Genomic DNA, 23789 nt, shown 5'->3' on the forward strand with positions numbered 1-23789 from the left:
CACCCTGTTGCCGGGACGCCACCCGAACAGTCAAGATTCCGCGCCCGCGAGAAGCGACTGTTTCACGATGCGCCAGTATCTCGATCTCGTCACCGACATCCTCGAATCCGGCACGTACAAGCCGAACCGGACGGGCGTGGACACGATCGCTGCGTTCAGCCGCCACTACACCGTCGACCTCGGGAGGGGGTTCCCGCTTCTCACCACCAAGGACCTCTCGGGGGCCCGGTGGAACTCGCTGCTCCACGAACTCGTGTGGTACCTCTCCGGCGACGAACACGTCCGGGAACTCCGCGAGGAGACCGGGATCTGGGACGCGTGGGCCGACGAAAACGGGAACTTAGACACCGCGTACGGCCGCTTCTGGCGGCGATTTCCCGTGCCCGAGGAGGGGCTGCCCGGCGAGTCGTGGCCCGCCGAGGACCACCGGTGGCGCAACGACGAGGGCACCTTCGACCAGATCGCGTACGCCTTAGACCAACTCCGCGAGAACCCAAACTCCCGGCGGATCGTCATCAGCGCGTGGCATCCAGCCAACGCCGCGGTGTCGACGCTCCCGCCGTGTCACTACACCTTCGTGTTGAACGTCCAGGGCGACGACCTGAACGTCCACCTCACGCAGCGCTCCGGCGACGTCGCCCTGGGGATCCCGTTCAACATCGCGGCGTACTCGCTTCTGGCGACCGCGATCGCGGGACGGACCGGGTTCGAGCCGGGCACGTTCGCGCACACGATCGTCGACGCGCACGTCTACTGCGGCGCGGGCCGGCGAGGGGAGTGGTACGCCGACAACCTCGACGCGTTGCAGTCGCGGCTCGCCGGCGTCGACGATCCCGCGGAGTACCGCGAGGTTCGCGAGTGGCTGGAGTCGGCCGCGCCGCCCGAACCCGAGGGCCACGAGCGCGACGACCACGTGCCCGGCCTTCTGGAACAGTCCGCGCGTGAGCCCCGGGAGCGCCCCGAGATCGAGGTCGCAGATGTCCCGCTCGACGACCTCACGGTGGATGACATCGAGCTCTCGGGGTACGATCCGGCCCCCGGCATCCGGTTCGGGGTGGCGGAGTGACGGACGCGGGCGCCGCAGAGGAGGGGGAAGACGGCGACGACGTCGAGATCGCCCTGATCGCAGCCGTCGCCGACAACCGGGTGATCGGCCGCGACGGGGAGATGCCGTGGCACTTCGCCGAGGACCTCGAATACTTCAAGCGAACCACCACCGGCCACCCCGTGATCGTGGGTCGGCGGACCTACGAGACGGTGGTTTCGGCGCTCGGAGAGCCGTTCCCGGGGCGGACCAGCGTCGTGCTCACGACGCAGTCGCTCGAACTGCCCGACGGTGCGGTGGTGGCGAACTCGGTCGACGAGGCGATCGACCTCGCTGCGGCGGATGCGAGAGCGCGCGGCGTCGACACCGCGTACGTCGCGGGCGGCGGCCGGGTGTACGAGCAGTTCCTCCCGCACGCGAGCCGGCTGGTGTTGACGGAGATCCACGAGGGCTACGAGGGCGACACCCGCTTTCCGGCGTTCGAGGACGACGCGTGGGTCGAGGTCGAGCGCGACGAGCGGGCGGCGTTCGATTTCGTGACGTACGAACGGTGCCGTGAGTGAGTATCCGGCACGGATCGCCGCCGACGGCTGGCGGTTCCGGTAATATCGTGCGACGGTGGTGGCTTTATCCGTCCCCGGACCGGAACCACAGTAGATGAACCGAAACGATCAGCAGGCGTACGACCGGGGCACGTCGCTTTTCTCCCCGGACGGCCGGATCTACCAGGTCGAGTACGCCCGCGAGGCGGTCAAACGCGGCGCGCCGAGCCTCGGCGTCCGGACGGCCGAGGGCGTCGTCCTCGCCGCACAGCGCCGTACCAGCTCCTCCCTGATGGAGGGCGACAGCATCGAGAAGCTCCACAAACTCGACGACTTCCTGGGTGCGGCGTCGGCGGGCCACGTCGCCGACGCCCGGCGGCTGATCGACGGCGCCCGGACCGCCGCCCAGCGGAACCGACTGCGGTACGGCGAGCCCGTCGGCGTCGAGACGCTGACGAAGACCCTCTCCGACGAGATCCAGGAGACGACCCAGATCGGCGGCACGCGGCCGTTCGGCGCCGCGCTGCTCGTCGCGGGGATGGAGGGGACCGACTCGGCGCCGCGGCTCTTCCAGACCGACCCCTCGGGCGCGCCGCAGGAGTGGCGGGCCGTGGCGATCGGCTCCGGCCGCGACGACATCCAGGAGTTCCTCGAAGCCGAGTGGGCCGAGGAACTCACGCTCGACGAGGGAGTTGAGCTCGCGGTGCGGGCGCTGCTCGAAACCGACGACGAGCTCGACGCGGCGAGCGTGAGCGTTGCGACGATCACCGCAGACGGGTACCGGCCGGTGCCCGAGAGCGACCTCGAACCCCTGATCGAGGAGCACGCACCGGCCGACGACGACGCCGACGACGGGGAGTAGTCCGTCGGTTCCGGGCGTTCGGCGGCGACAAAACGGAACCGTTTTACCGATTCCAGAAATACCGAAAAACGTCAGTAGGCTCCGTTGGTGTAGTCCGGCCAATCATCTTGCCCTCTCACGGCAAGGACTTGGGTTCGAATCCCAAACGGAGCATTCCAGGTTCTCTTCCTCCGATTTTCATCGTTTCAGGGCAGAAACAAAGATGAGCCGCTTAGGGCAAGGACACTCGACGGATCGAACAGCGTCAAGAACAGTAGCACCCACTCAGCGGGGCGAAAATGGCTAATCAGGGTTCTGGAACAGGGGGGGTGAGGCCGAGTACGTCTGCGGCGCACCACTCATCACCGACCCCGCGCGGGAGCGCCTCACCGAGCGCGTCGGTATCTGCTCAACGCGTCCAGCGATTGAGCCTCGGCGCGCTCCTCGGTGGGAGAGAGCTGTAGTAGCGTTTGTGAGTCTTCGCTCACTCGATCGCACGCCGTCGTGCGATCGGATGTGCAACCAGTTGCAAACGCTACTGTATTAGATTCCCTCTGCGAGGGTTGATCTCACGCCTCCATGAGTGAATCGGCCGTGAGAGCCTGCGCACGAATCATCCCGCCTTGTGAATGTTGAAATCGAGGGCCACGAACGGCGCAGGACCGAGCAGAAGGAATCGGTGTCGTCCAGCGTGTAGCTCGACGTAATCTTCGTCCTCGTCCCGTTCGAACGCGGACTCCGACAGCGTGACTTCCTCTGTGAACGATTCGCCCGCTCCAAGTTCGGTCGCACACATATAGTAATAGCGTGCTTCAGTCCACGTCACGTGGTGCCAGTCTCCGCCCGAATACTGCTGAATGGCCCACGGGTTGTGACACCCCAGACTAATCGGCGAATCGCCCGTGTTAGACGCCTCAAACTCGACTTCATCCCCAAGATGTACGTTGTCCGCGCAAAGACGAAGATCCAAGCCGTCGTGATTGTAGACGACCTTCCGGTCGCCCCGGTAATCAGCCCGTGATTCGTTCTGAGACGCAGCGAGTGCGGTACCCCCGGTGAGTGCGACAGCACTGGAACCGATCAAGGTGAGATATCCGCGCCGGTCCATACGCCCCGATCGAGTTCTTGTGGAGCAATACCTCCTGGAGAAACAAAACACCGTTTGACATACACACTCTGTTCAGTAATTGCTCTAATCAACTGCTGACTGCTTCCACCCTTCCGGGGTGGATGTCGGCTTGTACCGGGATACTGGACTCACCCGTTCCGATATTTCTTCAGAGTCGATGCCGCGCCGAAAACTGAGACAATAGCCCCGATTCCAGCGATCATTAGCGGCTGGTTTGACGTTTTATTCTCCAGGAACGCGTGACTCGGGTCCGTCGAGTCAACGTAGATGGTAACGGATGCGCCTTCTTCGTACTCGGCAACCACTGACTCGGCTTTCGACCGTTGGTCGTATTCAGGGGAAATGTCTGCCGGATAGACGTGTGTCCCTGTATACGTGGTTCCCTGATGCTCGTACGTGAACTTGACGCGGGGTTCGTACCGGACATCCCCTCCCGATTGTCCACTCACGGAACTTTGCGTGTCGACACCCACCTCGGTGATCGTCCCGTCCACTTCGACCGCGTTCCGTATCGCATCGGATTGCTGGACGTAATCGTACGCACCGTAGCCAGTCACGCCGAGCCCCAACACGAGGAGAATCATCGCACCACGGAGCGTATCCGGACCGTCGATATCGAGGTCGGAACTATCAGTCATAGTGACCTCCCGTGCAGCGTCGTAACCAAATTGTGATTTGTAAAGTCAACGAACTGTGCTGACCGGGTCCTATCCTAAGGGGGCTGCCCATCCAACCCACCGATAGGACTCATACTGTCGGCTATAGTCGCGTGACGGATTTCGACACCCCGGGGTGTGAAAAATCTTCACGTAGTTATATAGTAGCGTTTGCAAGTTTTCGCTCACTCGATCGCACGACGGCGTGCGATCGGATATGAAACCAGTTGCAAACGCTACTATAGGTTCTCATCTACTCAGGATCTATCCGAAGCGATCTACTAAATCCGGACCGTAGTTATGCCCGCTTAGTGGGAGTCCCACAGTTTGGAGCGAGCGTCCTTTCACATTCGAGGTGTTTGGATAGAATACTCTCGGAGTACACCACAAATAATTATAGTTTCTTTAATGAAATTTCCACCCTCGCGTCCGTGTATAAAATGACAAGTCCTAGACTTTCGACAATATTTACTCATATCCGACCGCAATTATTGATTTAGAAGCACTTTTTTAAATTTTCTTTCCGTGGAAGCTACTGAAACCAACTACTGGTCGAACGAGTATGAGCCCTTACGCATACAAATGACGATACAACAAAACACGGACGGAGTTGTCGAACGGAAAGTCGCAGCTGATCGAGAGGATGAATTCGTGGTTTTCCATATCGGCCTTCGCATCAACGCGCTCTGGAAGATTCACCGCTGGCTCCCGATCTTTCTGGTTGCCCCTCGTATGGTTCGAGAACTCGTTTCGGAGCCGGAGTCGGGATTGCTCGGAAGCCGGACCATCGTTGGTCCAGGTATCCGGAACGTCGGATTCGTGCAGTACTGGGACTCATTCGAGGACCTCCGTGAGTACGCGCGAGATAGTGATCGCCTACACTTCCCCACTTGGCAGGAGTACTACGAAGACGGCACCAAGGAGGATGCTGCTGTTGGTATTTGGCACGAGACGTACCTCGTTGATCCGGACGAGTACGAAACGGTCTACAACAATATGCCACCCTTCGGACTGGCAGCGGGCGAGACAACCGAGATCATTCCAGCCGCAGATCAGCATAACACGGCAGCAGGTCGGCTCGGGCGCACCGACGGGAGCGATTCGCCGTTAGAGACTTCCGGTGAAGAATAGATATGGTGTTGCAACTCCCCCCTACCGTAATCAGGACTCAGTGAGACTGGTGGGACCCTATGGAACTCAGCGATAGCGGACGGAGAAAACTGGCAGCCGGACTCTCGTATGGTGTCACGGCGGTGGTGAGTCTGGTCCTGGGTGGACTCTATATGCTCAAGCGCTCCTTTATGCCATACCACGCAGAGGCACTCTCACGGAGTTGGGGCGGGGTTGAGGCGGCCACTCAGGTGCTGATCTCAGCGCTAATGACCGTTGCCGGGGGTGGGTGGTTCACAGTCGGTGTCGTGATTCTGCTGTTGCTGGCCTTTCCGTTCCGTAACGATCGGAAATGGGCCGTCTATGCGTTGCCTATAGTTATTCTACTGTTCTATCTCCCAAACTTGTCGGCGACGCTATCAGTGCTTCAGCATACTCCCGGCACTCCGCCTTGGCAAGGGAACCTGGTCGCGTGTCTATCAGCGATTGTCGGCCTCGCACTCTATCCGAAGCCGCGGACAACGCAGTCGTAATTGACAGACTGACGCGTTCTATTTTCGGAGTTCGCCGACAACGAACACCAGAGCCGGTTGAACGCACCCCTGGACGGGGGGCTTATACTGTTGGCTATACCTACGTGACGATTTTCGACACCCCGGGGTGGCGAAATCCGTCACGCGACTACAGCCGACAGTATTAGCACCCGCGGCATTCGGGCCCTCCGTAACCCCAGCACCGGTGACTGCGAATTTCTCGTGTTGTACCCTTCCAACACCACTTCTACCTCGCACGATCCGTGGGAAGACATCATCAATCTCGACGGTGGGATAACCAATCAGGAGGGAGAGACGACTACGTACACGGTCGTCGTTCCCCTTCAGGAGCTCGAGGGGGACGATGGGGCCGGATCGCCGGTCTCGGAAGCTCGGCTTCGGATGTTCTCGGTGACCGATGCGGGATCGTGGACGCCGACGGTCGCTCGACCGTGGTTATCGACGCCGTCGAGGTGCGTTCCGATACAAGGCTCGAACGGAGCGTACTCGGGCCACGAGCCCGGATCGTCGGGGACTGTGATCACTCCGGCCCGATGCAACTCACTATCGGTGCTGACTCCGAACTGAGCCCCCGTGATTGATACGAATTATTGTAACGAATTACCGGTCATCGCCGGAGACGGTGTCGCGATGATCGGTAATTGACTACAATAATCCGTATGAGGCGTTCCGCGTTCGGCAACCGCGGACGCGAAGAACCGGTGACGCTCGATCCCCGACGAGGGGACCCTCGTACCGAACTGGCGCACCGCCGCTCAGTCGCGGTCGGACTCCGTGTCGTAACTCCTCGCCGCGCTTCCTTCCAGTGGGGACCGCTTCCGGGTGATCGCCCACCCGGCGACGACGCTGACGAGGACAACCCCGCCGACCAGCGCAGCGTGAAAGACGATGACGGAGTCGCTGACGTCACCGGCCGGCCGGAGGACGACGAAAAGCAGGGTGAACACTGCGATGATCCCGATCGGGACGAGGTTGACAGAGAGATCAGAGAGGAGTTCCCGGTCGAACTCGCGCCGCCCGTCGGGTTTCGACGCGGCGGAGGTGGCGTCGTCGCCGTCGTTCACGTCGGTTTCTCGCGACATCGGATGTCTGATCCGACGGTCGGGGAGGAATTAATTCCTCGTACTCTCTCCCGAAACGCAGTGTCGCTTGTGTGACCACCTCGGGGCGAAAGCGGACGCCCCCGCCGGGAAGAACCGTCTCCCCCCCTTTGACTGCACGAAGACGTTCGGTGCTCGTGTGTGGCCGTATCCCGGGCGACACCTCAGTCGGTTCTTCCGTTCACGGATAAAAATCCCCGGAGGGCCGCTGAAACGCCAGTTCAGGTGTCCTCACGGCTGCGACCCGACCGTTCGTTCGAACCCGGGACCGACCACGACACGAACCAGTTCGGCGATCCGACGCTCACATTTTTGTCCACTGAAACGAACGTAGGTGTATGAGCGACGAACAACCACGAAAAATACAATCGATCGTAACATCTCATCAAATAATACAGGAACTACAGCGACTGGACGGTGCGGGGGCGAGTGAAGTGGCCCAAAACCTCGATATCGGGAGAAGTACGGTCTATCAGTATCTGTCGACGCTCCACTCTGAAGGATACGTAAAAAAGAATGAAACGGAGTATCACATCGGATTGAAATATCTGGATCACGGTATGTACGCCCGCAACAGGCATCCGATCCTCGAACTGGCTCGGCCGTCGCTGGACAGCCTGATCGAAGAGACCGGGGAGATCGGGTGGCTAACCTGTGAGGACAACGGAAAGCTCGTGACGCTCGACGTCGCCGTCGGGGAGCGCGGCATCAACGACAAGTTCCGCGGCCGGATCGGCAACCGGGAGTTTATGCACGCTCACGCCGGGGGGAAGGCGATCCTCGCGACGTATCCCGACGAAACAGTATCCGAAATCATCGACGAGTACGGCCTCCCGGAGTACACTTCCGAGACGATAACCGATACCGAGGCCCTGTTCGAGGAACTGGCGGAGATCCGCGAAACCGGGATCGCTGTCAACGACGAGGAGGCGATCACCGGGTACCGCGCGGTCGGCGCAGCCGTGACGCAGGGCGAGGAGACGATCGGTTCGATCACTATCGGCGGTCCGAAGAACCGCCTCACGGGCACGTACTTCCTGGAGGATCTACCGGACCTGCTGCGCGGGGTAATCAACGAGATCGACCTCCGCGGGTCCGTGTCGTCGCCCTGGGAGTGAGCGTATCCGGTACGTCCGTCGCGACCCGGTTTGTACGTGGGACCACACGGTCCCGTGGCCCCGTACCGCGGGAAAACTCGGGCTACACTCGGCGGATGGGTTCGTTCGCGCTCAGAAATAACAGTCGTACACTTGTTTTATGCGTCGGGTCAGCGGGGGGCCGTCCCGACGAGCTGTTGTATATATCGAACAAACGGGCGTCACGCGTCGTTCCCGGTCGGCCGTCGACGACCGGCCCACCGGTGCGAGCCGCCGAGCCGATCCCCGACGCTGAGGAGCATTCGACGCGAACGGCTCGTTCGTTATTATCAACGACTCGGTGACCCGAACAGTCGACCTCGACGGCCTCGGCTAACCAGTATTATGCCCTGTTTGCCCCGAACACCGTGTTGATATGAACAAACGACCCGCCGAGAGACGCCGCTCACCGGCCGGTTCGATCCGCTTACGCGACACACTTATTATACCGGTGAACGAATCCCGCGCCAGCGGCTCCCCCGGACGAACGCGAGACAATGAGTGAACTCCAGACTGATACGATCACGTGGCGGGACAACGTCGTAACGCACCGGCTCGACGCGTTCCCCGAAATCGAAGTGACGACGTACCGCGGGCAGACGGTCCGCGCCTACAGGGACCGGCCGGAGTCACTCTGGAAGCTGTTCGCCGCGGGGGCCGAGGCGTCCCCGGAGGAGGCCGCGTTCGTGTTCCCCGAAACCGGCGTCCGACGGACCTACCGGGAACTCGCCGAGCGGGTCCATCGGGTCGCCGCGGGGTTGCGCGACCGGGGGCTGACGGCCGGGGATCGGATCGCGCTCATCAGCGGGAGCCGCCCGGAGGTGATCGAGGTGATCCTCGCCAGCGCCCGGATCGGGGCGGTGACGATCCCGCTGAACACCGGGCACTCGGCGTCCGAAATCGAGGGGATGTTCGACACTGCCGCCCCCGACCTCGCGGTGGTCGAATCACGCTCGCTCGACACGCTGGCGGGAACGGGCTTCGAGACGTCCGGTCGACGGGTGATCCGGATCGGGGACTCCGACGCCTCGGGGTCTTACACCGATCTCCTGAGGCACGACGAGGTCAGCCTCGACGTCGCTGTCCCGTCTCCCGACGATCTGTGTATGATTATGCACACCTCCGGGACGACCGGACAGCCGAAGGGGGTACCGATCGAACAGTTCCACTGCACGAACGCGGTGCTCAACAACGTGTACGTCCACGGGATCGACGACGGGACCACCGTCTTGATCCCGTCGCCGCTGTTCCACGTCACCGGGCTGGTGTGTGGGTTATTCGTGGCGTTCGCGATCGGCGGCACGTCGGTCGTCCTCCGGGAGTACAGTCCCGAGCGGTTCCTCAGGGCCGTCGAAACCGAGCGCGTCGAGTACTGTATGGGGGTTCCGACGCACCTCATCCTCGCCGCCGAGGAAGTCGACCAGCGGGACCACGACACGTCGTCGCTTGTGAAGTTCGCGTACGGTGGGGCCCCGATGCCCGGGGAGGTACTGCCGACGATCCGCAACGCGTTCCCGGAGATCCGACTGTACCACTCCTACGGCAAGACGGAGAACTTCGCCGGCATCGCGGCGATGCTTCCGGACCAGTACGTCGACGAACACCCGAACTCCGTCGGGATGCCGTCGCCCGTCACGGAGATCGCCGTCGTCGACGAGGACCGCAACAGGCTCCCGCCCGGCGAGACCGGAGAGCTGGCTATGCGCGGGCCGTTCGTCGCGGAACGGTATCTGAACGCGCCTGGGGGGTCCGACGAGGGGTTCGACGACGGCTGGCACTACACCGGCGACGTGGGCGTGATCAGCGACGAGGGACTCATCGAACTCCGTGGCCGCAAGGGGAACATGATGATCCGCGGCGGGGAGAACATCTACCCGGCGGAGATCGAGAACACGCTGTTGGCCAACGAGGACGTCCGCGAGGCGGGCGTGAGTTCGTTCCCGGACGACGTGCTGGGGGAGCGGGTTCTCGCGGCCGTCGTGCCGAAGTCGGGAGCCAGACTCACCGAGGAGGAGCTACGGCGAACGTGCGCGGCGACCCTCGCCGACCACAAGGTTCCGGACATCTTCCGCATCGTAGACGAGCTCCCGCGCAACCAGAACGGCAAGCTCGATCGGGGGCAGTTGGTCCCCGAACCGCTCCAGTTCGGGATCAAGTTCCGCGGCTGAACGCCTCACGGAGGCGAGACCCGGGTCAGCGTGACACTGTCCTCTGTCAGCACGGGCGGATCGGTTCGGGCTGTTCGACCGGCCGCGCTGCTGACGCCAACCGCGGGTTGGGAAACATTTATTCGACACGGATCTGTTGGCTCGGACGAAATGTTAGACGATACCGTCTGTGTAGTCGCGGGCGCGGGTCGTGGTCTCGGAGAGGAAACGGCGAAACTGATGGCCGATGAGGGGGCCTCGGTCGTTGTCAACGACCTCGGGGCCGACCTCTCCGGCGAGGGGCAGGACATCCAGCCCGCTCAAGAGACGGTGGACGAGATAACCGACGCGGGCGGCGAGGCGATGACCCACTACGGCGACATCACCGACCTGGACTACACCGAGGAACTCATCCAGGACACCGTCGACGAGTACGGTGCGGTCCACAGCATCACCAACTTCGCCGGGATCCTCCGGGATCGGATGATCTTCAACATGTCCGAAGACGAGTGGGACGCCGTGATCGACGTCCACCTCAAGGGCCACTTCTCGCTCCTCCGGAACGCGTCCCAGCAGTGGAAACAGCGGTACGAGGACGAGGAGTTCGAGCGCCAGCGGTCCTTCCTGGGGGTCTCGAGCAGCGCGGCCATCGGGTGGGCCGGACAGCCGAACTACGCCGCCGCCAAAGCGGGCGTGCTGGGTCTCGTGCGTAACTGCGCGCAGGAACTCAAGCGGTACAACGTGCGGGTGAACAGCCTCTGGCCGGAGGCGTACACGCGGATGTACAAGTCGATCCCCGAGGAGTACCAGCCCGACGGCATGTCCGAGGACACCCACGGCCCACAGCTCGTCGCGCCGCTGCCGGCGTTCATGGCGAGCGAGGCGGCCGAAGACATCACCGGCTGCACCGTCGGCCTCGGCTCCGGCGAGCTCTCGTTTATCACCGACCCCGACCGCGTCCGGAAGATCACCAAGGAGGTCCCGGCGTCGACGAAGACGGGCGGGTGGACGCCCCAACAGATCGCCGACGCCTGGGACGAACTCACGAGCGGCTACGAGACGGAACGGATCGCAAAGCCGAACATTCCCAACGTCGACGAGTAGCCGAGATCGGGACGCTACCTGCGCAACTCGAAGACGGGAATCGCGACGTCGGGGTCGTCGGTGTCGACGAAGGTCACCTCGACCGACGACCCGACCTCGACCTCGTCGGGGCCGCAGTCCACCACGTCCGTGAGCATCCGCGGTCCCTCGTCGAGTTCGACGTACGCGAGCACGAGCGGCAGGTGTTCCTCGGGCCACCCGGAGACGATCTCGGTGGCGGTGTACGCGTACACGGTGCCGGTCCCCGCGGCGTCGATCCACTCCACGTTGCCGCTCAGGCAGTCGGGACACCTGGCCCGCGGGTAGTAGTACTGGAGGTCGCAGTCCTGGCACTCACACAGGAGGAGCCGCCCTTCCGCCGCCGCCGCCCAGTAGGGCGCGGTCTCCGGCGAGATCTCGGGAACGGGTCGCGGTTCCCAACTCACCGTCCGACCCTCCCGAGGACCGCGGTCGAGCCGGCGTGTCTCGTCCCCAGATAGCCGCCTGTCCCGTGGGCGATCGCGACCTCGGCGTCGGGGACCTGCACCTCGGGGTTCGCCTCGCCGCGGAGTTGCCGCACCGCCTCGATGACCTTCGTCATCCCGCCGCGGTCCGGGTGGTTCGAGCAGAGCCCGCCGCCGTCGGTGTTGAACGGGAGCGTCCCGTGGGGCGCCTTGAGCGCGCCGTCCTCGACGAACGACCCGCCCTCGCCCTTCTCGCAGAAGCCGAGGTCCTCCAGCGTCTGGAGGACGGTGATGGTGAACGAATCGTAGATGGAGGCGTAATCGACGTCTGCGGGTCCCACGTCGGCCCGGTCGAACGCGCGCTGCCCCGAATCCCGCGCGGCCGTCCGGGTCAGGTCGACCCGGCCGGCGTCGTGGTGTTCGATTGCGGCTCCGTGGCCCAACACCGCCACGCACTCCCGGGCGAGTTGCCGGCGTACCTCGTCCGACACGACCACGAACGCCCCGGCCCCGTCGGAGACGACACAGCAATCAAGCAGGTGCAGCGGGTCGCTCACCGTTCGCGACGCCACGACCTCCTCGACGGTGACCGGCTCCCGGTACATCGCGTGTTCGTTGTACTGGGCGTGATGCGACGCCGCGGCGCGTATCTCGGCGAGCTGCTCGGATGTCGTCCCGTACTCGTGCATGTGTCGCCGGGCGGCAAGCGCGTACACCGGCAGCGTCTCGGCGCCGTAGATCCGCTCGAAGTTCTCCTGGAGGATCGAATCGTCGTGTTCCGGCTGGTCCCGGTCGTCGGTCCGCATCCGGCCGGCCAGGGTGACGAGTGCGACGTCGCATTTGCCGTGGGCGATCGCCGCCGCGGCCTCGCCGACGTGGTTGACGTACGCCGAACCGCCGTCGTCGGTCGAATCGAAGTACGACACGTCCAGTCCCAGGTAGTCGGCCATCGCCAGGGGTGGATACCGGCCGACCTGGTAGTTCTCACCCGCGGTGAAGTAGCCGTCGACGTCGTCTTTGGCGAGCCCGGCGTCCTCGAGCGCGCCGGCGGCGACTTCCGCGTGTAACTGTGCGATCGACTTGTCGGGTGCTTCCCGCGTCGGATGCTCGAAGGCACCCGCGATGTACGCGTCCACGTCGTCTGTCATTGTTGTGTCCTCGACTGGGTTGCTCGCGGTCCCGACCGTCGCCGTGACGCGGTTTCGACCCCGGCAGCCGCCAGTCACTTGCGGAATGGCCGGCGGGGAGACATTAGTGTTCGGGTGGAGCTACCGTCCTTCCCACGAGGGGTCGCGGTCCGCCTCGAAGGCCGCCATCCCCTCGGCGTAGTCCTCGGTGTGGAGAAGCGGGAGGTACGCCTGATACTCGTAGTCGATGCCCTGCTGCAGGCTCATACTGCTCGCGCGATCGACGGTGTCTTTGATCCCCCGGACCGCGAGCGGTGCCTTCCCCGCCAGCCGTTCGGCGAACGCGTCGACTTCCGCATCGAGATCGTCAGCGGGGTAGGCGTAGTTGATCAACCCGTCGTCAGCCGCTTCCGTTCCGGAGAGGAACTCGCTGGTCATACACAGTTCCTTCGCGCGACTCGGCCCGACGAGTCTCGGAAGCCGCTGGGTCGTTCCGACCGCCGAGGGAAAGATCCCGAGGTCGACCTCCGGGAACCCCAGTTCGCTCCGCTCGCTGGCGATCCGGAAGTCGCACATCAGCGCCAGTTCCATCCCGCCGCCGACGCAGTAGCCGTCGATGGCGGCGACGGTCGGCGCGCCGTACTCCTCGACGGTGAAAAGCGCCTCTCTGAACGTCGAGGCGGTGTACGGATACCGCTCCTCGCCGATGTCGTCGACGTCGACACCGACACAGAACGCGTCGTCGCCTGCGCCCGAGAGGATGACGACGCGGACCGACACGCCGTCTCCCTGCCGATCCAACCGCTCGAGGGTCTCGATGGCCTCCGGCAACTCGGTCAGCGTCTGCTCGGTCATCGCGTTGAGCGCGTCAGGGCGATCGAGGACGATCCGCCCGATGCCTGTCTCGTGGTCGAATCGGCACTGGATGGTCTCGAATCGGTCGCTGAAGTCCTCCGGCATACCCGGGTAGAGCGCGGGAACTGTCAAAACAGTTGGTGTGATATCCGGTCGCACCCTGTTGTCGGGGTGTGCGACCCACGGAGCGGGGCCGACGGGTCGTCGGCACTACTTCCGGGGGGTGTACCCTCCCGAGCGGCGAAATTATTTATTAACCAGGCGCCTCACGCTGTGGTATGGCTGCCGGTCCACCCCCCGAGGAGATCCACTTCTCTCAGCGGCCACAGGTCGAGGGGAGCATCCCGGGACAGCGGTCGCGCGAACTGCTCGAGAAACAGTCGGAGATCGAAGCCAATACCGTCGCGTATCCGCGCTCGCTCCCCATCGCGATGGACGCGGCGCGCGGGGCAACGATCCGCGACGCCGACGGGAACGTCTATCTCGACTTCTTCGGGGGGATCGGCGTGGCGAACGTCGGCCACTCGAACCCGTACGTGTTGTCGGCGGCACAGGACCAGCTCGATTCGCTGGCACACACCATCGACTTCCCGACGGAAGCCCGAATCGAGTTCCTGGAGGCGCTGGACGGGATCGCCCCGGGGTCGCTCCCCGGAAACAGCCGGATCGCCTTCGGCGGCCCGACGGGGACCAACGCGATCGAGGCGTCGATCAAGCTGGCGCGGTACAACACCGGCAACGAGGGATTGATCGGGTTCGACCGGGGGTACCACGGCGGGACTGCCGGCGCGCTCAGCCTCTCGGGGTGGTCGTCGTACAAAAGCGACTACGAACCGCTCCTGTCCGGCGTCGTTCACGTGCCGTACCCGACGGCCCGAGGACAGGAGCGTGGGCCGGCGGCGTCGCTGGAGCGGACACTGACTCAGCTCCGGGCGGTCCTGCGGGACGACGACACCCCCTCGCCGGCGGGGATCTGGGCCGAGCCGATCCAGGGATCCGGCGGCGTCATCGTTCCCCCTGAGGGGTTTCTGACGGGGCTCCGCGCCATCGCGGACGACCACGACCTCCTGTTGATCGTCGACGAGATTCAGACCGGGATGGGCCGAACCGGCGAGTGGTTCGGCTGTACCCGGAGCGGGATCACCCCGGACGCGGTGACCGTCGGCAAGGCGGTCGGCGGGATCGGGCTGCCGCTCTCGGCGACGATCTACCGGGAGGAGTTCGACACCTGGGGACCGAGCGCCCACGCCGGCACGTTCCGCGGTCACGTCCCCGCGATGATCGCCGGCGCTCGGGCGATCGAGTACATCGACAGCCACGGGCTCTTGGACCGCGCGCAGGACCTCGGGTCCTACCTCAGGGAACGGCTGGCGGAGTGTGCGAACGCGTGCCCCTCGCTGGTCGACGTCCGCGGCCGGGGGCTGCTCGTCGGCGCCGAGTTCGAGGCCGCGGACGGGTCTCCGCTCCCCTCGGTCGTCGAGGCGATCCAGGACCGCTGTCTCCGCCGCGGGCTCGTCGTCTGGACCGCCGGCATCGAGGGCCACGTCCTCCGGCTACTGCCCCCGCTCGTCCTCACCGACGAGCAGGCCCGCGTCGGGATGGACATACTGACCGAGGTAATCGAGGACGTGACACGGGCGTCGACGGAGACGCCGGACGTCGCCGGGCGACGCTCCTGAGTGGCGACGTTCCAGTGGCCTCCGGTATCGGTCGACGTTCGAGTATGTCCGTTCGGTCGCTGTGGCCGTGTGCCGCCCTCGGCCGCGAGTGGGTGCCGTCCTCGACTGCGAACGGGTGAGTTCGGGCCGGGCCCACGCGGCTACCCGTCGATGGCCGACTCCGCGATGATGTCCCGCATGATCTCGCTGGTTCCGTCGTAGATCTGTGCGATCTTCGTCCACCGGAGATACTCCTCGACCCGGTACTCGTCGAGCAGCCCGTAGCCGCCGTGGAACTGGATCGCGTCGCTGGCGACCTCCTCGGCGAGCTCCGACGCCAGGAGCTTCGCCATCGCGGGCTCTTCCGCCAGGTCGGCGTCCTCCTCGAGGTCCCGTGCCGCCTCGTACGTCAGGCTCCGGACGGCTTCGAGCCGCGCCTCGTACTCCGCGATGCGGTGGCGGACCGCCTGCCGCTCGGAGACTGGATCGCCGAACGCCTCCCGGTCGGAGATGTAGTCGATCGTGCGGTCGAGCGCCCCCCGGGCCGCGCCGATCGAACTCGCCGCGATCTCCAGGCGGCTCCCGTTCATCGTCCGCATCGCCTGGTAGAACCCCTCGCCCTCCTCGCCGACGAGCGCGTCTGCGGGCACCCGCGCGTCGTCCAGTTCCAGCCGCCCGAGAGACATCGCGCCCGGACCGGCGAACTCGTCTAACTCCACCTGGTGGAAGCCCTCTGTCCCGGACTCGACGACGAACGACGAGATCCCGCGGTGCGGCGGATCGGTGTCCGCCGTCCGCGCGAACACTAAGACTGCGTCCGCGATCGGGCCGTTGCCGATGAAGATCTTCTCGCCGTTGATGACGTACTCGTCGCCGTCGCGAACGGCGCGCGTCTCCGTGTTCGCGAAGTCCGACCCGCCCCGGGGTTCGGTCATCGCCGCGCCGGTGATGATCTCGCCGTTCGTCACCGGCCGAACCCACCGTTCGGCCTGCTCCTCTGTGCCCTCGGCCGCGATGATCTCACACCCGAACATCGATCCGGTGATCGCCTCGGCGATCCCCGGATCGGCCGCGTACAGCTCCTCGCGGACGACGAGGTTGCCGGTGATCCCCAGTCCGCCGCCGCCGTACTCCGCCGGGAGCGCCGCGGACGTGAGGCCCTTCTCGGCCGCCTTCCGGACGATGTCTCTGGGATGTTTGTTCTCCCGTTCGAACTCGACGGCGACGGGTTCGATCTCGGTGGCAGCGAACTCCGCGGCCGTTGCCCGGAGTTCTGACTCCGCTTCGGAGAGCTCCATACCTCGGTTTCGGACTTCCGCGTAATAAATCTCCCAGGTCCCGGCTACCGGTTCCCGAACGCCTCGGGGTTCACGACGCCGTCGACTGCCTCGCCGCGGTACGCCGCGGCCCCGATCTCGCTGGCCCGCTCGCGGAGCCGACGGATGGCGCCCGGCGAGAACCACGCGGCGTGCGGGGTCACGACGGTGTCGGACCGCGTCAAAAGCGGGTTGTCATCGCGCGGCGGCTCGGTCGCGAGGACGTCGAGTCCGGCGCCGTAGAGCGGGCCCTCCTCCAAGGCCTCGACCAGCGCCGCCTCGTCGACGAGCGTCCCCCGCGCCGTGTTGATCAGGATCGAGTCGGCGGGCATCCGCTCGAAGACGGAGCCGTCGAACAACCCTTGGGTCTCCGGCGTCAGCGGCGCGTTCACGGAGAGCACGTCTGACCCCTCCACGAGTTCGTCGAACGACACCGGGGACGCGCCCGCCGCGCGGATCTCCTCGTCGTCGAGGTATGGGTCGTGGGCGACGACGTCGGCGCCGATCGCCGCGGCGAGGTCGGCCGCGGCTCTCGCTTTCTTCCCGAACGCGAAGAACCCGAACGTGAGCGAGGACGCCGTCCGAACCGGCGAGACCGCGTCCCAGTCCCAGCCGCCGGCTGCCGTCCGGGCGTCGTACTGCGGCAGGCCCCGAACGAGCGCGAGCGCAAGGGACACGATGTGCTCGCCGACCTCCTCGTTGCAGTACTCCGGCACGTTCGTGACTGCGGTCCCGCGCTCGGTTGCCGCGTCGACGTCGACGTTGTCGACGCCCGTGGCGTACACCGTCACCACCGAACACCCGACGGCGTCCATAGCTTCCGCCGTCACCTCGGCGTAGTGTGCGAGCAGGACGTCCGCCCGGTCGACGTCGGCCGCGATCGCGTCCCCGCCGGTATCGACCGTGACAAACTCGACGGACTCGAAGGCTGACTCGAACAGTTCCCGCTCGATCGCCACGTCGTCGAATCCGTGCGGGTCGATGTGGACGACCCGTACCGGTGACTGCGTCGTCATCGCGTCGTTTCTCGCCCGGCGGGCACATACGCTTTGGCATCGCCCGCGGGGCCGACGGCGCCCGTCAGTCGGTGACGGTCACGTCGGCGACCGTGGGGCCGTCGGCGTCGATCAGTTCGGACAGCGCCCCGGCCAACTCGTCGGGGTCGTCGATCCGGACGCCGTCGGCGCCGTGGCTCTCGGCGTTGGCCACGAGATCCACCGCCGGGTCGAGGTCCATCCCGACGTACTCGTGATCCGCGTCGGTACCGCCGTAGATCTCCAGCATCCCGTCCTTGAGGATGCGGTAGTTCCGGTTGTTGGGGACGACTACCGTGAGATCGAGGTCGTACCGCGCGGCGGAGTACAGCGTCTGGGGGTAATAGAGGTACGAGCCGTCGCCGACGAACCCGACGACCGGGCGGTCGCTGCCGTGTTCCTCGTGGGCGACGGCGGCCCCGACCGTCGCGGGGAGGCTGTATCCGAGCCCGCCGTTCTTGTTCGAGACGAACTGTTCGGGCTGGAGGTGCCACCGGGAGAGCAGCGCGAACTTGCTTGTGTTGCTCTCGTTGAGCACGTAACTGTCGCCCGCCACGTCGGCCAGCGCGTCCGCGAGCGCCGACTTGGTGATCTCTCCATCCGGGGTCGTTCCCTCCCCGATTCCCAGGGACGCCGCCGCCGCCTCGCGCCGTTCGGGAACTGCTGACCGCCGCCGACGGCGCTCCGCCTCCGGGACGGTCACGCGGTCGGCGACCTCCCGCATCGCGGCTCCGGGGTCGCCGGCGATCGCCACGTCAGCGGGGTCGTTCTTCCCGATTTCCCGGGGGTCGAGGTTGACTTCCACGACCGTCGCCTCGGGAGGGACGTACGGCTCGTCGTACGGGATGTAGGGAGTGTTCGACGTGCAGCCGACGAACACTATGGTGTCGGTGTCGAACGCGGGTCGCGCCATCTCGGGATCGGGCGAGAGAAACGACACCCACTGGTCGTGGTCCGGCGGGAAGCTGATCTCGCAGGTGTTCATCTCGCTGTACACCGCGGTCCCGGTCGCCTCCGCGAGTTCCACGGCGGCGTCGACGGCCTCCGGACCCGACCGCGCGATCCGATCGCCGACGACCAAGACCGGGTCGTCGGCCCCCTCAAGCGCGGCTGCCGCGTCGGCGAGCCGCGAGGCGTCTCCCGCCCCGGCGCCGGGGATCGACCCCAGGCGCTCCGGCGCGGCGTCCGTCCCGTCCATCATCACGTCCATCGGAAGGCTCAGAAAGACCGGCCCCGTCGGCGGCGTGAGCGCCGTCTTCACCGCCCGGCGGGTCATCGTCGGGAGCGCCGAGACGTCGGTGACCTCGGCGCTCAGTTTGCAGTACTCCTCGACCATCCCGACGAGTTCGCCCGAGAGGATCGGCTCCTCGTGTTGGAAGTCGGTGCTGTGGTTGCCCGCGGTGACCACGAGCGGGGCGCCCGACCACGCCGCGTTCTGGAGGTTGCCCAGCCCGTGTGCCATCCCCGGGGCGACGTGGAGGTTCACAACGCCCAGGGGCGTGATGGTCGGGTCGTGGTGTGCGTGGTACCGCCGCGCGCTCGCGTACCCGCCCGCCATCCCCACCGCGATGTCCTCGTGGAGGCCGAGTACGTAATCGAGCGCGGAGTCGGCGACAGCCCGCATCAGCGGGAGTTCCGTCGTTCCGGGATTGCCGAACAGGTGGGTCACGCCGTAGCGCTCAAGCGCGTCCACGAACAGGTCGGCGCCGGTGTAACTATCCGTTGCCATCTTGGAAGCGTCCGCTTACCACCTCGGGAGCCCCGGGCATAAACTTTCACTCGGAGTCCGGCGTCGCCACCGCCGGTCCCCAGTTCGGCGGCGAACGTTCTTGCCCGACGCAAGGTTTTTTATGTCAACTGCCGACTCTTGAGGTATGTCCCAGACGATCGAGCCGGATCGGCTGTCGTCCCTCGAGGACGTCGAACTCATCGTGGACGCGGACGCACACGCACAGGCCTCGTGGGACGACATCCGAGCACACCTGGACGCCGACCACCGGCGCTTCGAGCGGTTCTTCGAGCGGTCGCCGGCTCCCGGGACGGAAATGAACCTCTATCACTCGCCGACGCCGACGTACCTCTACGAGGACATGGCCGAGGGCGACGGCGACCCCGCGGGGCTCTACGACGACGCGAAACTCGAAGAGACCGCCGCCGTCACCGAGCGGATCGGCGTCGACGCGGGGGTGGTGAATCCGACCCTGATTCTCAACCTCAACTTCGTCCGCGAACGCGACTACGCGGTCGCGATCATACAGGGGTACAACGACTGGCTCGTCTCCGAACTCGACGCCTACGACAACCTCGTCGGGAACCTGGTCGTCGCGCCCCACGACCCACACCGGTCGGCCGAGGAGATCGATCGACTCGCCGACGAGGACGACATCGCGGGGATCCAGTTGCTCGGCACCGCGTTGCTCCCGCCGGCCGGCCACGCCTCGTACGATCCGATCTACGACGCCGCGGAGGCAAACGGCCTGCCGATCAGTATGCACACGAGCGGCGCGGGGATGAAGCCGTTCCCGGAGCAGTCCTACTGGGCCGAAACGTACGCCGAGGACCACGTCACACAGCACCCGTTTGCGCATATGACCAACGCCACCTCGCTGTTGCTCCAGGGCGTCCCCGAACGCTTCCCGGATCTGACGTTCGTGTTCCAGGAGGCCGGGATCGGCTACGTCCCCTACCTGCTCCGGCGACTCGACACCGCTTACCACGAGTTCGGAGCGGAGATCCCCGCGCTTCCGAACCCCCCGCGTGAGTACGTCGACGACGCCCTCTACTGGTGTACGCAGCCGCTCGGCCACACTGCGGAGACCCCGCGACACCTCGCGTGGCTCGTCGAGTTGATCGGCCCCGGGAACCTCATGTTCGCCGCCGACGCGCCCCACCCGGACTTCGACACGCCGGAGGAGCTCTTCGACCGCGTTCGCGCTTACTTCGAGGCCGATGCCGTCCGGGGGATGATGGGCGGGAACGCGGTCGAGGTGTACGACATCCGATGACGGAGCGGTACCCGATCGCCGACGCCACCGAACTGTCCGAGGACGGCTCGCGGGTCATCACGGAGATCAGGGGACAGGAGATCGCGGTGTTCAGACACGACGGCGACTACTACGCCGTCGCGAACTACTGCATCCACCAGGGCGGCCCGCTCTGTGAGGGCGCCTTGAGCGGGCAGATGACCACGAGCGAGGACGGCTGGGACTGGGACTACGACGGCGAGGAGAAGTACGTCGTCTGTCCGTGGCACGGCTGGAAGTTCGACATCACGTCCGGACGGAGCCCGAAGGACGAGCGGTACGCGGTCCCGACCTACGACGTCGAGGTGGAGGACGGCACAGTGTACGCCGTCCGGTGAGCCCGACCCCGCGTCGCGGTTCGGGCCGCGTCGTCGTCGCCTGCGGAAAACTATTTCACCGCCCTCCCCGTTGCGCCTGATATGCTGGAGAGCGCCCTGCGGGTCGACGAAGCGGAGCGTGTGAGCGGACTCTCCGAGGTCGACCGCGTCGTCGACGTGGACGCGCAGGTCCAGGAGACGCCCGCCGGTCTGCTGGCGCGGATGGACGAGTCCTCCGGGGCCCACCGCGTGATCTCGTTGACCGATATGCACCATGATATGATCTACGCGGGCCCGTCCAGCTACCCCCTCTACGAGTACAAGCGAACCAACGGCGGGGGGGAGCCGGTCGCCGCCGCCGACGTGGACGACTCCATCGGCGCCGCGGAACTGGCCGACCGGGCGGGGGACGTCGGCGTCGACACCGGCGTGGTGAATCCGACGCTCAATCTGGGGCTGTCGGAGGTGAACAACGACCGCTTCGCCGTCGCGCTCGCCACGGCGTACAACGACTGGTTGCTCGCGGAGCTGGACGGGCATCCGGAGCTGGTGGGGAACGCCGTCGTCGCACCGCAACACCCCGAGCGGGCGGCCGCGGAGATCGACCGTATCGGAGACGAGGACGACATCGTGGGGGTCCAGCTTCCCGCAAGCGGCGTGCTGCCGCCGCTTGGACACCGCCAGTACCACCCGATATACGAGGCCGCGGCGGCGCAGGACCTCCCGATCGCGATGAAGTCGACGGTCGGGAACAAGAGCTTCGGCCAGCAGTACTGGTGGGCGCAGTCGTTCCCGGAGGACTTCGTCTACCAGCACTCGTTCGTCCAGATGCGGAACGTCACCTCGCTGTTGTTCGAGGGCGTCCCCGAGCGGTACGACGTGGAGTTCGTCGTCCAGGGGGCCGGACTGGGGTTCGTTCCGTTCTTCACCTACCGCCTCGACGACCACTACCTCGAACTCGGCTACGAACTGCCGGCGCTCTCGCAACTGCCCAGCGCCTACCTCTCGGAGTCGTTCTACTGGGCGACGCAACCGATGGACCAGTCGGGGGAGACGCTCCCGTACTTCCCCGCGATGGTGGAGATGGTCGGCCCGGAGAACGTGGTCTTCGCCTCGGACCTTCCGCACGCCGTGACCGACACCCCCGAGACGGCCGTCGGACGGCTCCGGGAGTACCTGTCCGCCGACGACATCGACGCCGTTCTCGGCGGGAACGCCGAACGGCTCTACGACATCTGAGCCGGCGATAGAGAGGCCTCATTCTCCGAGTGCCTCAGTGACGATCGTCTCGAACTCCGCCGCCGTCACGCCGTACTCCGAGTAGCCGCCCTCCGTCCGCTCCCGCTCGATACGGCCGACCGGGTCGCCGTCGACGACGACCTCCCAGTCGCCGCCGGCCTGCGGGTCGAGCGCCCGGATCCGGACGTCGATCCCGTGCTCGGCTTCGAGCCTATCGATGATCTCAGTCGTGACGGCCCCATCGGCGAACCGCGGGGGACGGTACGGCCGCATCCCGTGGCGTCGGAACGCGGCGACGTTCTCCCGCCACCACGCGGGGAGCGCGTCGAGTTCGGTCCCGTCGTACGGCGAGTCCTCGTCGTATCCCGGCGGGTGACTCGCGGGTCGCGGCGGGTCCTCGGACATCACCCGTGTATCGCCGGGCGCACCTCATAACCCTGCTGTCGATTCGGCCGCGTCCGGAGGCGCCTTCACGGCTCACACGAACGAGATCGCCGCCACGCCGGCCACCGTCAGCGCCGCGCTCACCACGGTCCGACGCGTGACGCGCTCTACGTCCGGGATCATCATCGACGCGAAAAGCGTCGTGAACAGCGGCGAGGTGCCGACGATCGGTGCGACCAACACGACGGATCCGGTCTCCAGCGCTGCGAACATCGTAAACAGCGCGGCGGCGTTCGCCAGACCGGACCCCACGAAGTAGAGGTCCGACCGGCCGACCCCGGTGAACACGCTCCGCTGTCTGACGAGTGCGTAGCCGACCATCAGCGGGAGCGCGCTGGTGAGGTTCACCGTCGCGGCTTCCAGCGGCGTCACCGCCGAGATGCTGAACCCGAAGCGGTTCAACACGGTCCCGCCCGCGGCGAGGACCGCGGCCCCGAGGGGGAAAAGCAGGCTGCTCAGGTTCCACGAGCCGACCGCCCGATCGCCCGACAGCGACAGGAGCGTGATGCCGCCGACGATGAGCGCGACGCCCACGGCGACCGTGGCCGTCACCCGTTCGCCGAGCAGGAGTGCCGCAAGCAGCACCGCAAACAGCGGCTGGGAGTAGAAGACGACGTTGCTGACGCTCGCGCCGACCCTGTCGATGCCGCGGAACCACAGCAACCACGCGAGGGAGGTCCCGCAGAGCCCCGAGACGACGAACGCCGACAGGGCGACCAGCGGGAGGTTGCCGCCCCCGCCGAGGCCGACCCTCGAGCCCAGCGAGACGACCCAGAAGATCGTCGCCCCGACGGAGAGCACGACGAGCGTCGCGCGCTCGGAGCGTCCGCCGTGCTCCATCCCGAGCTTCGAGAAGATCGGCCCGATCCCCCAACAGAGCCCCGAGACGAGCGACAGGGAGAGGACACTGAGCGCGGCCGACATACACGCTCGGACCCACTCGGAGTCGGCTGAAATTTGTTTGGGTGG

At 65.6% G+C, this 23789-nt stretch carries 22 protein-coding genes, 1 tRNA gene and 1 pseudogene; 13 read left to right on the forward strand and 11 right to left on the reverse strand.

Annotation, left to right across the window (positions count from 1 at the left end; genetic code table 11):
- Nucleotides 1-67: 67 nt before the first annotated feature.
- The 4 genes from thyA to H5V44_RS06785 all read left to right on the forward strand — a co-directional run bounded on the left by thyA (nucleotide 68) and on the right by H5V44_RS06785 (nucleotide 2602).
- The gene (thyA, locus tag H5V44_RS06770) at nucleotides 68-1066 is read left to right on the forward strand and encodes a thymidylate synthase (protein WP_185192346.1); all 999 of its coding nucleotides are present in this window, start codon (nucleotides 68-70) and stop codon (nucleotides 1064-1066) included.
- Nucleotides 1063-1608 carry a dihydrofolate reductase gene (locus H5V44_RS06775; RefSeq protein WP_185192347.1) on the forward strand — a complete coding sequence of 182 codons (546 nt, stop codon included), beginning with the start codon at nucleotides 1063-1065 and terminating at the stop codon, nucleotides 1606-1608. Before thyA ends, H5V44_RS06775 begins: the two co-directional genes overlap by 4 nt.
- Nucleotides 1609-1702: 94 nt before the next feature.
- The gene (gene psmA / locus H5V44_RS06780) at nucleotides 1703-2449 is read left to right on the forward strand and encodes an archaeal proteasome endopeptidase complex subunit alpha (RefSeq protein ID WP_185192348.1); all 747 of its coding nucleotides are present in this window, start codon (nucleotides 1703-1705) and stop codon (nucleotides 2447-2449) included.
- Between the two features lie 78 nt (nucleotides 2450-2527).
- A tRNA-Glu gene (locus H5V44_RS06785) sits at nucleotides 2528-2602 on the forward strand.
- A 439-nt stretch (nucleotides 2603-3041) separates the two neighbouring features.
- On the opposite strand, the gene H5V44_RS06790 is transcribed toward H5V44_RS06785, so the two are convergent.
- Both H5V44_RS06790 and H5V44_RS06795 read right to left on the reverse strand, forming a co-directional pair.
- The gene (locus H5V44_RS06790) at nucleotides 3042-3536 is read right to left on the reverse strand and encodes a hypothetical protein (protein ID WP_185192349.1); all 495 of its coding nucleotides are present in this window, start codon (nucleotides 3534-3536) and stop codon (nucleotides 3042-3044) included.
- 149 nt (nucleotides 3537-3685) lie between these two features.
- Nucleotides 3686-4195: a DUF3592 domain-containing protein gene (locus tag H5V44_RS06795; RefSeq protein ID WP_185192350.1), complete on the reverse strand. Its 510-nt coding sequence runs from the start codon at nucleotides 4193-4195 to the stop codon at nucleotides 3686-3688.
- 600 nt (nucleotides 4196-4795) lie between these two features.
- Here H5V44_RS06795 and H5V44_RS06800 point away from each other — a divergent pair.
- Nucleotides 4796-5344: a DUF4188 domain-containing protein gene (locus tag H5V44_RS06800; RefSeq protein WP_185192351.1), complete on the forward strand. Its 549-nt coding sequence runs from the start codon at nucleotides 4796-4798 to the stop codon at nucleotides 5342-5344.
- A gap of 1288 nt (nucleotides 5345-6632) precedes the next feature.
- Here the strand turns inward: H5V44_RS06800 and H5V44_RS06805 are convergent.
- Nucleotides 6633-6959 carry a DUF6684 family protein gene (locus H5V44_RS06805; RefSeq protein ID WP_185192352.1) on the reverse strand — a complete coding sequence of 109 codons (327 nt, stop codon included), beginning with the start codon at nucleotides 6957-6959 and terminating at the stop codon, nucleotides 6633-6635.
- A gap of 356 nt (nucleotides 6960-7315) precedes the next feature.
- Here H5V44_RS06805 and H5V44_RS18100 point away from each other — a divergent pair.
- From H5V44_RS18100 to H5V44_RS06820, 4 genes and pseudogenes are all read left to right on the forward strand, one after another.
- Nucleotides 7316-7498, forward strand: a pseudogene (locus tag H5V44_RS18100) (helix-turn-helix domain-containing protein); the annotation flags it as partial.
- A gap of 39 nt (nucleotides 7499-7537) precedes the next feature.
- A complete protein-coding gene (locus H5V44_RS06810) occupies nucleotides 7538-8095 on the forward strand; it encodes an IclR family transcriptional regulator (RefSeq protein ID WP_246403810.1) in 558 nt (185 codons plus the stop codon).
- Nucleotides 8096-8610: 515 nt separating this feature from the next.
- Nucleotides 8611-10281, forward strand: a complete 1671-nt coding sequence (locus tag H5V44_RS06815; RefSeq protein WP_185192354.1) for a class I adenylate-forming enzyme family protein — start codon at nucleotides 8611-8613, stop codon at nucleotides 10279-10281.
- Between the two features lie 150 nt (nucleotides 10282-10431).
- The gene (locus H5V44_RS06820) at nucleotides 10432-11364 is read left to right on the forward strand and encodes an SDR family NAD(P)-dependent oxidoreductase (protein WP_185192355.1); all 933 of its coding nucleotides are present in this window, start codon (nucleotides 10432-10434) and stop codon (nucleotides 11362-11364) included.
- A gap of 14 nt (nucleotides 11365-11378) precedes the next feature.
- Here H5V44_RS06820 and H5V44_RS17965 read toward each other — a convergent pair whose 3' ends face one another.
- The 3 genes from H5V44_RS17965 to H5V44_RS06835 all read right to left on the reverse strand — a co-directional run bounded on the left by H5V44_RS17965 (nucleotide 11379) and on the right by H5V44_RS06835 (nucleotide 13894).
- Nucleotides 11379-11789: an OB-fold domain-containing protein gene (locus H5V44_RS17965; protein ID WP_185192356.1), complete on the reverse strand. Its 411-nt coding sequence runs from the start codon at nucleotides 11787-11789 to the stop codon at nucleotides 11379-11381.
- Nucleotides 11786-12955 carry a thiolase domain-containing protein gene (locus tag H5V44_RS06830; RefSeq protein WP_185192357.1) on the reverse strand — a complete coding sequence of 390 codons (1170 nt, stop codon included), beginning with the start codon at nucleotides 12953-12955 and terminating at the stop codon, nucleotides 11786-11788. Before H5V44_RS06830 ends, H5V44_RS17965 begins: the two co-directional genes overlap by 4 nt.
- Nucleotides 12956-13075: 120 nt before the next feature.
- The gene (locus H5V44_RS06835) at nucleotides 13076-13894 is read right to left on the reverse strand and encodes an enoyl-CoA hydratase/isomerase family protein (RefSeq protein ID WP_185192358.1); all 819 of its coding nucleotides are present in this window, start codon (nucleotides 13892-13894) and stop codon (nucleotides 13076-13078) included.
- 173 nt (nucleotides 13895-14067) lie between these two features.
- Between H5V44_RS06835 and H5V44_RS06840 the strand changes: the two genes are divergently transcribed.
- Nucleotides 14068-15468 carry an aspartate aminotransferase family protein gene (locus tag H5V44_RS06840; protein ID WP_185192359.1) on the forward strand — a complete coding sequence of 467 codons (1401 nt, stop codon included), beginning with the start codon at nucleotides 14068-14070 and terminating at the stop codon, nucleotides 15466-15468.
- 140 nt (nucleotides 15469-15608) lie between these two features.
- On the opposite strand, the gene H5V44_RS06845 is transcribed toward H5V44_RS06840, so the two are convergent.
- The 3 genes from H5V44_RS06845 to H5V44_RS06855 form a co-directional block, all read right to left on the reverse strand.
- Nucleotides 15609-16745, reverse strand: a complete 1137-nt coding sequence (locus tag H5V44_RS06845; RefSeq protein ID WP_185192360.1) for an acyl-CoA dehydrogenase family protein — start codon at nucleotides 16743-16745, stop codon at nucleotides 15609-15611.
- Nucleotides 16746-16789: 44 nt separating this feature from the next.
- Nucleotides 16790-17779, reverse strand: coding sequence for a C-terminal binding protein (locus tag H5V44_RS06850; protein ID WP_185192361.1), 990 nt, complete (start codon nucleotides 17777-17779; stop codon nucleotides 16790-16792).
- A 64-nt stretch (nucleotides 17780-17843) separates the two neighbouring features.
- Nucleotides 17844-19526 carry a thiamine pyrophosphate-binding protein gene (locus H5V44_RS06855; protein WP_185192362.1) on the reverse strand — a complete coding sequence of 561 codons (1683 nt, stop codon included), beginning with the start codon at nucleotides 19524-19526 and terminating at the stop codon, nucleotides 17844-17846.
- Nucleotides 19527-19671: 145 nt separating this feature from the next.
- Here H5V44_RS06855 and H5V44_RS06860 point away from each other — a divergent pair, with 145 nt between their 5' ends.
- The 3 genes from H5V44_RS06860 to H5V44_RS06870 all read left to right on the forward strand — a co-directional run bounded on the left by H5V44_RS06860 (nucleotide 19672) and on the right by H5V44_RS06870 (nucleotide 22376).
- Nucleotides 19672-20802: an amidohydrolase family protein gene (locus tag H5V44_RS06860; protein ID WP_185192363.1), complete on the forward strand. Its 1131-nt coding sequence runs from the start codon at nucleotides 19672-19674 to the stop codon at nucleotides 20800-20802.
- A complete protein-coding gene (locus H5V44_RS06865; protein ID WP_185192364.1) occupies nucleotides 20799-21158 on the forward strand; it encodes a Rieske (2Fe-2S) protein in 360 nt (119 codons plus the stop codon). The genes H5V44_RS06860 and H5V44_RS06865 overlap by 4 nt, the downstream gene beginning before the upstream one ends.
- Nucleotides 21159-21239: 81 nt before the next feature.
- Nucleotides 21240-22376 carry an amidohydrolase family protein gene (locus tag H5V44_RS06870; protein ID WP_185192365.1) on the forward strand — a complete coding sequence of 379 codons (1137 nt, stop codon included), beginning with the start codon at nucleotides 21240-21242 and terminating at the stop codon, nucleotides 22374-22376.
- An 18-nt stretch (nucleotides 22377-22394) separates the two neighbouring features.
- Here the strand turns inward: H5V44_RS06870 and H5V44_RS06875 are convergent, their stop codons facing one another.
- Both H5V44_RS06875 and H5V44_RS06880 read right to left on the reverse strand, forming a co-directional pair.
- Nucleotides 22395-22781 carry a hypothetical protein gene (locus H5V44_RS06875; RefSeq protein WP_185192366.1) on the reverse strand — a complete coding sequence of 129 codons (387 nt, stop codon included), beginning with the start codon at nucleotides 22779-22781 and terminating at the stop codon, nucleotides 22395-22397.
- Between the two features lie 72 nt (nucleotides 22782-22853).
- Nucleotides 22854-23744 carry an EamA family transporter gene (locus tag H5V44_RS06880; RefSeq protein WP_185192367.1) on the reverse strand — a complete coding sequence of 297 codons (891 nt, stop codon included), beginning with the start codon at nucleotides 23742-23744 and terminating at the stop codon, nucleotides 22854-22856.
- Between the last annotated feature and the right edge of the window lie 45 nt (nucleotides 23745-23789).

This window comes from Halobellus ruber, from assembly GCF_014212355.1.
Lineage (GTDB): Archaea > Halobacteriota > Halobacteria > Halobacteriales > Haloferacaceae > Haloquadratum > Haloquadratum rubrum.